The sequence below is a fragment of the Mesorhizobium sp. M1A.F.Ca.IN.020.03.2.1 genome (assembly GCF_004023205.1).
In the GTDB taxonomy this organism is placed as follows: domain Bacteria; phylum Pseudomonadota; class Alphaproteobacteria; order Rhizobiales; family Rhizobiaceae; genus Mesorhizobium.
In genome coordinates, this window is record NZ_RZSV01000198.1 from 1 (window position 1) to 10,590 (window position 10,590).

A 10,590-nucleotide genomic window follows, 5' to 3' on the forward strand; every position below is an offset into this window, starting at 1 on the left:
GGTGTATTTGGATTGGGCGATTTCCATCGCGCCGGCGTCGAGCGGGCAGGCGCGGTTGAGTAGGTCGGCGGCGCCCGGGCCGCCGACCTCGAACAGCTTCATATGCGAGATGTCGAACAGGCCGGCATGCTCGCGCGTGTGGAGGTGCTCCTTCATCACGCCGGCCGGATAGGTCAGCGGCATCGACCAGCCGGCAAAAGCGCCGAAACGCGCGCCCGCGGCGCTATGCAAATCCTCGAGGGGTAGATGTTTGGTGTCTTCGCCGGTCATGTCTTCTCCAGAGTCGCACGCAATCGACCGCCATTAGCGGTCTAGTCCGTGCCCCTCTGTCTGAAGCCTGAGAGACTCGCGCCCCGTAACTCTGTCGGCAGCGCTTACACCTTCGGCGCGGGAAGATTCCCGACTTTCCAGAGTTGTCTTTCCCGTCCACGGTTCTTTTGCCTGAGAGATTTCGGGCGATTTCCCCTTCGGCGACAGCTTGCGCTGTTCTCTCCCGCAAACAGGTAGGACTCAGTCACCTGAGCCCTCGACGCGCCATCCATAGCCCGTCGGCGACACCTTGTCACCTCCCAGCGACATATCTCTCGGCAGCCGACGCCGATGACAACACCCGATCCGGTCTGAACGGCGGCCCAGCAAGGCGGCCTAGTCGCCCGAGGCCATCGTCTTGCAAAGGATGATGTTGGAATGGCCGATTGTCGCCGTGAGGCTTTTCTCAATCGCGTTGAACTCGGCTGACGCAAGATCGTGCTCGGCCTGCAGGCGAAGCGCCATCAAATACCGGCATACCAGTCGTAGCCATTGTCTTCCCAATAGCCGCCGCGACCGCCGCCGACATTGGCGAAGCCGTCGACCAGCTCGATCTTGTAGAGATATTTCGGCATCTTGTAGCCGAGCTGGCGCTCGACCCGTACCCGCAGCGGCGCGCCGTTCTCGACCGGCAGCGGCTTGCCGTTCAAGCCGTAGGCCAGGATCGTTTGCGGATGGCGGGCATCGATCAGGTCGATGCTGCCGTAATATTTGATGTCGCCAGACAGGCTTTGGTCGATCGTGTCGAGGCAATGGAACATGACGTAGCGCGCCTGCGGCTTGACGATGGCCTGATCGAGCACCAGCGACAAAGGCGTGCCGGTCCATTTGGCGATGCAGCTCCAGCCTTCAACGCAGTCGTGGCGGGTGATCTGGGTGCGGCTCGGCATGTTCTGCAACTGCTCGCGGGTGAGCGACAGCGGTTTTTCGACGAGGCCGGTCACCTCCAGGCGCCAGTCGGCGAAATTGTTGGCGAGCAGACCCTTATAGGTGTCGTCGTCAGGCGCGGTGACGCCGTTCGGCCGCTGGGGCTGGCGGATGTCGGCCTCACTGAATTCCGGTGCCAGCGCGTCCCGGCCGGCGAGCAGGCGCTGTGCGCGGTATGTCAGCCCGTTGGCGCTTTCGAGGAAGCTGCGCAGCCCGCTGCCGACGCCCAGACCGCTGTCGAAGGCATCGCAGCCGGACAGCGCGATGCCTGACAGACCGAGGCTGGCGGAGGTTAAGAACTTCCGGCGGCTAATCTGGAATTTTGCCATGTCAGGCGCTCCTCTCGGTGGCCTGGTCGTGCTTTACGGGCGGGTCGGTGCGGTACCAGCCGGTGATGATCGAGCGCAGCTCGTTGATCGGGCCGGCCGCCACGATCATCAGCATATGGACGACGAAGAAGAGCACGAGCAGCACCATGACAATGAAGTGGATGGTGCGAGCCGTCTGCCGACCGCCCAGGATTTCATTGAGCCAGGGAAGCACCGAATTCATGCTCGGCGACATCGCAAGCCCGGTGATGATCATCAGCGGCAACAGCACGAAGAGCACGCCGCCATAGGCCATTTTCTGCAGCGTGTTGTATTCGCGCGCGTAGTGGAATTTCAGCCTCGCATGGTCGAGGATGTCGCGCGGCAGCTTGCGCAAGTCATCCAGGCGAGGGGCAAGATCGCGACGGATATGGCCGCTGATCAGGCTCGCGACCAGCCAAATGAGCAGTGTTGCGCTCAGCACCCAGGCGAAGAAGAAATGCACGACGCGGGCCGTGCCGAGGTCGTAGTAGGACGGGATCGTCGCCCAGGACGGAAAGGCGCGCGGCGTTTCCTGTCCGGGAGGGCCGGACCAGCCGAGCACGCCGGTGGTGTCGAAGCGATGCCCGAAGATTTTGGTAAAGCCGCGCGGTCCGCCGTCTGTGTTTTCGGCGCCGATCTCGAGGATCGTATTGTTGTATTGGAAGCCCGATTCCTTGCCGATGTAGAGTTGCGGGCGCGCGTTGAAGATCTGCAGGCCCGAAAGCAGCATGAAGAACAGCGAGAACGCCCAGAGCCAATGGGTCAGGCGCGTCCAGCCCGATTGCCGGTAAATCAGCGTCGGGTCCTTCGGCGTGGATGCTTCTACCTCGGTGGAGGGTTCGCTTCTGGCGACGGTCTCCATATCTAGGTGTCCTCCCGGCTGCATCTTCTGCGGCCTCTCAGAGCCTTGTTCTCCTCCCAATACGTCTCCGGCCCAAGCGTTGTTTCATCCGATCACGGATTTATTATGGACTGCCCAGGCTGACCGCGAGATTGACCGCGGCGGCGACGATCACCGTGTTGAAGAAAAAGCTCAGGATCGAATGGACGAGCACGACCTGGCGCATGCGCGAGGTCGTTATCCCAGTGTCGGCGGTTTGCGCAGTCATGCCGATGACGGTCGCGAAATACAGGAAATCCCAGCCTTCCGGGCGTTTGCCGCCGGGAAAATCGAGGCCGCCGACCGGATTCTTCTTCCTGGTTTTCTCGTCGATCTCGTCGCCGTCCATCCAGTAGACATGCGCATAATGCAGCGCGGCCATCGCATGGATTGTGAACCAGCCAAGCGGGATCGACAGCATCGCGAACAGAACCTCCAGCGGATGCGCGGCAGCCTTTTGGTTGATGAGTTGAAACAGCGAGCCGATGGCGAGGCCGACGACCAGGAGCGTGACCGCAAAAATCAGCAGCACCGGCAGGTCCGTGGCACGCGCGTTCTTGCTCAGGTAACGGACGGTGAGCCTCGGCATCGCGACCAGCACCAGAAGAGTGTAAGCGGCGAAGAAGAGGTTGGCGCCGATGGAGTAGGGCAGCGGCGCCCCCAGCATCAGGGCGAGAAGCAGCGCGACAATGCCGATGGCCGCAGCCAAAGCGAACTGCACGTGCCGGTGGATCGGCGTGTTGAGGGATATGTCGTCGCCCATGGCCGGTTCTCAAAGGGCTTCGAGTCAGCCGGGTGTGGCGGATTTGAGCGCCCGCCGCAAGATGCGGTCGAGCTCGCCGAGAAAGTTTGACCTGTCCTTCGCCGTGAAGGCGGCGTTGAAGCCGCGGCTTTCGCCGGTCTCGCGCAGATGCTGCTTCAAATCCCGCATCGCCACCGCCATGCCGATGGTCTCGGGCGTGAAGGGACGGCCCGTAGGTCCCAGCACATGCGCGCCGAGCGCCACCGCGCGCGCGGCAAGCGGGATATCGGCCGTCACCACGACATCGTTGGGTTTGGCGTTCTCGACGATCCAGTCGTCCGCGGCATCCGCGCCCTTGGAGACGACGACATTGCGGATCATCGGATCGCGCGACGGGCGCAGGCCGCCATTAGAAACATAGGTAACGGCAATGCCGTGACGTTCCGCGACCTTCTCGACCTCGGCTTTCACCGGGCAGGCATCGGCGTCGACGTAGATGATGGGTGCGGGCATCGTCTCTCCAAATGTGCAAAGGGCCGGCGTTGGCCGGCCCTTTACCAGAAATCCCGCAATCGTCAGGCCGCCAAGGCTCCCGACTTCTTCGCCGTCCAGGTGGCGATGTAGTCCATCAGGGCGGGGTTGAGGCAGTCATAGGGTTCGAGCCCGATCGACTTCAGCTGGCCGCGGATGCCGTCCATGCGGCTCGGGTCGACGCCGGCTTCGATGATGGAGGAGACAAAGGCGGCAAAGCCGGGCGGCGACCAGCCGTCCTCCTCGAAACGCTCGGGATGGATGAAGGACAGACCCTTGAAGGGATGGTCGCGCTCGACCGGGCCGTACATGTGCACGCCGCAGCTGGTGCAGGCATGGCGCTGGATCAGCGCTGCCGGGTCGACCACCTTCAGCTTGTCGCCATTCTCGGCCACAGTGACGTCGCCGGTGCCGGCAACGGCGACGACCGAGAACACCGCGCCTTCCGGCTTCCAGCATTTGGTGCAGCCGCAGGCATGGTTGTGGGCGATCTGGCCCTTGACCTTCACCTTCACCGGGTTGCTGGTGCAGAGACAGACCAGCGTGCCGCCGGAAAAGGCAGCACTTTCCTTCGGCAGCCCGTTGTCGATCTTCGGATGCAGTTTTTCCGCCATTCGTCCTTCCTCCCATGTTGAGCCGCAAAGGTCGCGGGCTCCAGCCCGCGACCGATGCGGCATTGCTTCAATAAACCACGACGCTGCGGATCGACTTGCCCTCATGCATGAGATCAAAACCCTTGTTGATGTCGTCGAGCGTCAGCGTATGAGTGATCATCGGGTCGATCTGGATCTTGCCTTCCATGTACCAGTCGACGATCTTCGGCACGTCGGTGCGGCCGCGCGCGCCGCCAAAGGCGGTGCCCATCCAGGTCCGGCCGGTGACCAGTTGGAAGGGCCGCGTCGCAATCTCCTGGCCGGCGCCGGCAACGCCAATGATGACCGACTTGCCCCAGCCGCGATGCGAGGCCTCGAGCGCCTGGCGCATCACCTTGGTGTTGCCGGTGCAGTCGAAGGTGTAGTCGGCGCCGCCGATCTGGTCGGCGCCGCGCTTGGTCAGTTTGACCAGGTAAGGCACGATGTCGCCGTCGATCTCCTGCGGATTGACGAAATGCGTCATGCCGAACTTCTCGCCCCAGGCCTTCTTGTCGTTGTTCAAGTCGACGCCGATGATCATGTCGGCGCCGGCCAGGCGAAGGCCCTGGATGACGTTGAGGCCAATGCCGCCGAGGCCGAAGACGACCGCGGTGGCGCCCTGCTCGACCTTGGCCGTGTTGATGACGGCGCCGATGCCGGTGGTCACGCCGCAGCCGATATAGCAGATCTTGTCGAAGGGGGCGTCGGGATTGACCTTGGCGACCGCGATCTCCGGCAGCACGGTGAAGTTGGAGAAGGTCGAGCAGCCCATATAGTGGAACAGCTTCTCGCCGCCGACCGAAAAGCGCGAGGTGCCGTCGGGCATCAGGCCTTGGCCCTGCGTGGCGCGGATGGCGGTGCACAGATTGGTCTTGCGCGAGAGACAGGACGGGCACTGCCGGCATTCGGGCGTGTAGAGCGGGATGACATGGTCGCCCTTCCTGACCGAGGTGACGCCCTTGCCGACATCGACGACGATGCCGGCGCCTTCATGGCCGAGGATCGCCGGAAAGATGCCTTCCGGATCGGCGCCCGAGAGCGTGAACTCGTCGGTGTGGCAGATGCCGGTCGCCTTGACCTCGATCAGCACCTCGCCCTCGCGCGGCCCCTCAAGATCCACCTCCATGATCTCCAGCGGCTTTCCGGCACCAACGGCAACTGCGGCACGCGTTTTCATGAGGCATTCCTCCCAGGGCAATCTTAAAAGTCTCAGCTTTATGGCAGGCCGCCGAGCCTGCCCGGCGAGGCGAATACCGCCTGCCATTTTCTTGCGCTCGCCACCACCTTACCGGGTTCGAAGGTGGCGGCCAACGTCTGTTGCGACGTTTTTCGACGCCGCTTCTGCAAAAGCATCGAGCGCCGAAGGGCAGGGGCTGCAGACACTTGAGGCGCGTCGGGATTGTCCATAGAACTGGATGGCTTCGCCGGAGGAACGACATCCGAATGTTCAAGAAGATCCTGATCGCCAATCGCGGCGAGATCGCCTGCCGCGTGATCAAGACGGCGCGCAAGATGGGGATCGCCACGGTCGCGGTTTATTCGGATGCCGATCGCGACGCCGTGCATGTCGAAATGGCCGACGAGGCTGTGCATATCGGCCCGTCGCCGGCCACGCAGAGCTATCTAGTGCCTGAGAAGATCATCGCCGCCTGCAAGGAAACCGGCGCCGAAGCGGTGCATCCGGGTTATGGCTTCCTGTCGGAACGCGCCTCTTTCTGCGAAGCGCTGGAAAAGGAAGGCATCATCTTCATCGGACCGAAGCCCGAGGCGATCCGCGCAATGGGCGACAAGATCGAATCGAAGAAGTTCGCCAGCCAGGCCAAGGTTTCGACCGTGCCCGGCTGGCTGGGCGTCATCGAAAATGCCGACCACGCCGAAAGGATTGCCGGCAAGATCGGCTATCCGGTGATGATCAAGGCCTCGGCCGGCGGCGGCGGCAAGGGCATGCGCATCGCCTGGAGCAGCGCGGAAGTGCGCGACGGCTTCGAGCGCGCGCGTTCGGAAGCGAAAAGCTCCTTCGGCGATTACCGCGTCTTCATCGAGAAATTCGTCGTTGACCCGCGCCATATCGAGATCCAGGTGCTGGCCGACGCGCATGGCAATGCGCTCTATCTGGGTGAGCGCGAATGCTCGATCCAGCGCCGCAACCAGAAGGTGGTCGAGGAAGCGCCGTCGCCGTTCCTCGACGCCAAGACGCGCAAGGCCATGGGCGAGCAGGCTGTGGCGTTGGCGAAAGCCGTCGATTACCAGAGCGCCGGCACGGTCGAGTTCATCGTCGACAAGGACAGGAACTTCTATTTCCTTGAAATGAACACGCGATTGCAGGTCGAGCATCCGGTGACGGAGCTCGTCACCGGCATCGATCTGGTCGAGCAGATGATCCGCATCGCCGCCGGCGAAAAGCTCGGCATCAGGCAAAGCGAGGTGAAGCTGAACGGCTGGGCGGTGGAAAGCCGTCTCTATGCCGAGGACCCGTTTCGCAATTTCCTGCCCTCGATCGGCCGGCTGACGCGCTACCGGCCGCCGCAAGAGGGCACATTCGGCGATGTGGTGATCCGCAACGACACCGGCGTCGCCGAAGGGGCCGAGATATCGATGTTCTACGATCCGATGGTGGCAAAGCTCTGCACCTGGGCGCCGACGCGGCTCGAGGCTATCGATGCCATGTCCGAAGCGCTGGACGGTTTTGTCGTCGACGGCATAGAGCACAACATTCCGTTCCTCGCTGCGCTGATGCAGCACCCGCGTTGGCGCGAGGGGCGGCTTTCCACCGGCTTCATCGCCGAGGAGTATCCGGACGGTTTCGCGCCGGTCGAACCGGACGGCGAGGAGAGGGCGGTGTTCGCCGCGATCGCCACCGCGATCGAACTGCTGCGACGGGACCGGCTCGACCGGCTCAGCGGCCGGTTGGCACCGCATTCGGGCCATCTCAAGCGCGACTGGGTGGTGAAGATCGGCGCGGACTATCTTTGCGCCGGCATCCTGGACGGCATGGTCTCCATCCCGATGGAGATCGATCTGTCGATCAATGGCAGCGAGCCGCTGACGGTCGCCTCCGACTGGCGGCCGGGCGACGCGATCTGGCGCGGCACGGTCGGCGGCAACCGGATCGCGGCGCAGGTCCGGCCAGTGCTGAACGGCCTTTGTATCGCCTGGAAGGGCATGTCGGTGACGGCTCAAGCCATGCTGCCGCGGACGGCGGAGCTGGAAAGGCTGATGCCGGAAAAGCTGCCGCCGGATACCTCGAAAATGCTGCTTTGCCCGATGCCAGGACTGGTGGTGTCGATCGCCGTCGCCGAGGGCCAAGACGTCAAGGCCGGCGAGACGCTGGCCGTGGTCGAGGCGATGAAGATGGAGAACGTGCTGCGCGCGGAGCGCGACCTCACCGTGGCGAAGCTAAACGCCAAACCGGGCGACAGCCTGGCGGTCGACGCTGTGATCATGGAGTTCGCCTGACCCAGGGCGACATAGGCCGCAACCTCGTGGTTCGCGGTCGATTGTACTGGACTGGCATCGCGGCGTCCGGGACAATACATCTGCACGGATGAGTCCTTGAGATAGCGCGAAAAAACATGGCGGATGAACGACTTCCACGCGACCCTTTGCAGCGCGAAGCTGTCGTGAAGGCCACGCAGCCGGAGACGCCTGCACGGAGGTTCATCCATCTGCGCGTGCATTCAGCCTATTCGCTGCTCGAGGGCGCCCTGCAGCTCGGCGCCATCGTCGGCCACGCGGTCAAGGATGAAGCGCCGGCGATCGCAGTGACCGACACCAACAATCTGTTCGGCGCGCTCGAATTCGCCCAGAAAGCGGTCAAGGACGGCATCCAGCCGATCATCGGCTGCCAGGTTGACCTGGTCTTTTCCGGCGAAACGAGCGACGCCCAACGCGACCGCCGCCGGCACGGTCCCGAGATATCGCCGATCGTGCTGATCGCCGCCAGCGAGGCCGGCTATGCCAATCTGGTCCGGCTGATCAGCAAGGTTTATCTGGAAACGCCGCCCGGCGAGCCGGTGCACATGACGAGCGCCATGCTGGAGAGCCATTGCGATGGCCTGCTATGCCTGACCGGCGGCCCGCGTGGCCCGATCGGCAGCGCGCTGAAGGCGGACCGCCGCGACCTTGCCGAACAGCGGCTGCTGTTCCTCAAAGAGCTTTTCGGCGACCGTCTCTATGTCGAGCTGGAACGGGTCGCCGGCTATGACCGCATGGTCGAAAAGTCGACGCTCGACCTTGCCTATACCCACGAACTGCCGCTGGTCGCCACAAACGAGGCCTTCTTCTCCAAGCGTGAAGACTATGAGGCGCATGACGCGCTGATTGCGATCGCCGAAGGCTCGGTGGTGGCCGCAGACAATCGCCGGCGGCTTTCGCCTGACAATTTTCTGCGCGGCCAGGCCGAGATGGCGCGGCTGTTCTCCGACCTGCCGGAAGCGATCGACAACACGGTCGAGATCGCCATGCGTTGCTCCTATTATCCGAAGAACCGCAGCCCGATCCTGCCGCGTTTCACCGGCGCCGACTCCGCCGACAAGGACGCCGCCGAGAAGGCGGAAGCCGCCGAGCTCGCGCGCCAGGCGCGCGAGGGCCTGGAGGCGCGGCTTGCCGCGCACGGACCGACGCCCGGCTACACGGTCGAGCAATATCGCGAGCGGCTCGAATTCGAGCTCGGCATCATCGAGAAGATGAAGTTCCCCGGCTACTTCCTGATCGTTGCCGACTTCATCAAATGGGCGAAGGCGCAAGGCATCCCGGTCGGACCGGGGCGCGGTTCGGGCGCCGGCTCGCTTGTCGCCTATTCGACCACCATCACCGACATCGACCCGCTGCGCTTCTCGCTGCTGTTCGAGCGCTTCCTCAACCCGGACCGCGTCTCGATGCCGGACTTCGACATCGACTTTTGCCAGGACCGGCGCGAGGAGGTCATCCGCTACGTCCAGCAGAAATACGGCCGCGACCAGGTCGGGCAGATCATCACCTTCGGAACGCTGCAGGCGCGTGCGGTGCTGCGCGACGTCGGCCGCGTCCTGCAGATGCCGTATGGCCAGGTCGACAAGCTCTCCAAGATGGTGCCGCAGAACCCGGCTAACCCGGTCAAGCTGGCGGACGCTATCGCCAACGAGCCGCGCTTCGCCGAGGAGGCAGAAAAGGAGCCGATCGTGCAGACGCTGCTCGACACCGCGCAGAAGCTCGAGGGCCTCTACCGCCATGCCTCGACGCATGCCGCCGGCATCGTCATCGGCGACCGGCCGTTGTCGGAATTGGTGCCGATGTACCGCGATCCGCGCTCGGACATGCCGGTCACCCAGTTCAACATGAAATATGTCGAGCAGGCCGGGCTGGTGAAATTCGACTTCCTCGGCCTGAAGACGCTGACGGTGCTGGAAACGGCGGTGAAGCTGATCCGGCGGCGCGGTGTGGATATCGATCTTGCCCGCATCCCGCTCGACGACCCCGAGACTTATGCCATGCTGTCGCGCGGCGAGGTGGTCGGGGTGTTCCAGGTTGAAAGCGCGGGCATGCGCAAGGCGCTGATCGGCATGCGGCCGGACTGCATCGAGGACATCATCGCGCTGGTCGCGCTCTATCGCCCAGGCCCGATGGAGAACATCCCGACCTACAACGCCAGAAAGCATGGCGAGGAGGAGATGGCCTCGATCCACCCCAAGATCGACCACCTTGTGAAGGAAACTCAAGGCGTCATCGTTTACCAGGAACAGGTGATGCAGATCGCGCAGGAGCTGGCCGGCTATTCGCTCGGCGAAGCCGATCTCTTGCGCCGCGCCATGGGCAAGAAGATCCGCGCCGAGATGGACAAGCAGCGCGAGCGCTTCGTCACCGGCGCCGTCGAGCGCGGCGTCGGCAAGGCGCAGGCCGATTTCATCTTCGATCTGCTGGCGAAATTCGCCGACTACGGCTTCAACAAGTCGCACGCCGCGGCTTATGCGGTCGTTTCCTACCAGACCGCCTACCTCAAGGCGCACTATCCGGTCGAGTTCCTGGCGGCGTCGATGACGCTCGACATGAGCAACACCGACAAACTGGCGGATTTCCGCCAGGACGCGCTGCGCCTCGGCATCGAGGTGGTGGCGCCGTCGGTGATGACCAGCTTCCGACCCTTCGAGGTCGGCGAGAACAAGATCTTCTACTCGCTGGCGGCGCTCAAAGGCGTCGGCGACGCCGCGGTCGAGCACATCGTCGAGAAGCGCGGTGAGAGGC

At 63.5% G+C, this 10,590-nt stretch carries 9 protein-coding genes, 1 pseudogene and 1 riboswitch; of the genes and pseudogenes, 2 read left to right on the forward strand and 8 right to left on the reverse strand.

Translation table 11 applies throughout. From position 1 onward, the window contains the following. From EOA79_RS24655 to EOA79_RS24685, 8 genes and pseudogenes are all read right to left on the reverse strand, one after another. Nucleotides 1–270: pseudogene (locus EOA79_RS24655) on the reverse strand (glycine cleavage system aminomethyltransferase T); the annotation flags it as partial. A gap of 149 nt (nucleotides 271–419) precedes the next feature. Next, a riboswitch (glycine riboswitch) is annotated at nucleotides 420–506 on the reverse strand. 139 nt (nucleotides 507–645) lie between these two features. Continuing rightward, nucleotides 646–774, reverse strand: a complete 129-nt coding sequence (locus EOA79_RS34150; RefSeq protein WP_259979720.1) for a hypothetical protein — start codon at nucleotides 772–774, stop codon at nucleotides 646–648. Next, the gene (locus tag EOA79_RS24660) at nucleotides 774–1,565 is read right to left on the reverse strand and encodes a molybdopterin-binding protein (protein ID WP_095802180.1); all 792 of its coding nucleotides are present in this window, start codon (nucleotides 1,563–1,565) and stop codon (nucleotides 774–776) included. Before EOA79_RS24660 ends, EOA79_RS34150 begins: the two co-directional genes overlap by 1 nt. Nucleotide 1,566: 1 nt before the next feature. Continuing rightward, a complete protein-coding gene (locus tag EOA79_RS24665; RefSeq protein ID WP_095826106.1) occupies nucleotides 1,567–2,448 on the reverse strand; it encodes a cytochrome b/b6 domain-containing protein in 882 nt (293 codons plus the stop codon). 103 nt (nucleotides 2,449–2,551) lie between these two features. After that, nucleotides 2,552–3,229 (reverse strand): DUF1345 domain-containing protein, encoded by a 678-nt coding sequence (locus tag EOA79_RS24670; protein WP_067000220.1) that lies wholly within the window; start codon nucleotides 3,227–3,229, stop codon nucleotides 2,552–2,554. Nucleotides 3,230–3,253: 24 nt separating this feature from the next. Next, the gene (locus EOA79_RS24675; protein WP_095802182.1) at nucleotides 3,254–3,721 is read right to left on the reverse strand and encodes a YaiI/YqxD family protein; all 468 of its coding nucleotides are present in this window, start codon (nucleotides 3,719–3,721) and stop codon (nucleotides 3,254–3,256) included. A gap of 62 nt (nucleotides 3,722–3,783) precedes the next feature. Beyond that, the gene (gene gfa, locus EOA79_RS24680; protein WP_067000227.1) at nucleotides 3,784–4,353 is read right to left on the reverse strand and encodes an S-(hydroxymethyl)glutathione synthase; all 570 of its coding nucleotides are present in this window, start codon (nucleotides 4,351–4,353) and stop codon (nucleotides 3,784–3,786) included. A 67-nt stretch (nucleotides 4,354–4,420) separates the two neighbouring features. Beyond that, entirely contained in the window at nucleotides 4,421–5,548 is a 1,128-nt protein-coding gene (locus tag EOA79_RS24685) for an S-(hydroxymethyl)glutathione dehydrogenase/class III alcohol dehydrogenase (protein WP_095826105.1), read from the reverse strand. Between the two features lie 266 nt (nucleotides 5,549–5,814). On the opposite strand from EOA79_RS24685, the gene EOA79_RS24690 reads away from it, so the two are divergent. Further along, the gene (locus EOA79_RS24690; protein ID WP_127335282.1) at nucleotides 5,815–7,827 is read left to right on the forward strand and encodes an acetyl/propionyl/methylcrotonyl-CoA carboxylase subunit alpha; all 2,013 of its coding nucleotides are present in this window, start codon (nucleotides 5,815–5,817) and stop codon (nucleotides 7,825–7,827) included. A 116-nt stretch (nucleotides 7,828–7,943) separates the two neighbouring features. Beyond that, nucleotides 7,944–10,590 (forward strand): DNA polymerase III subunit alpha (dnaE, locus tag EOA79_RS24695; RefSeq protein ID WP_128293382.1); only part of this gene is annotated, 2,647 nt, incomplete at its 3' end.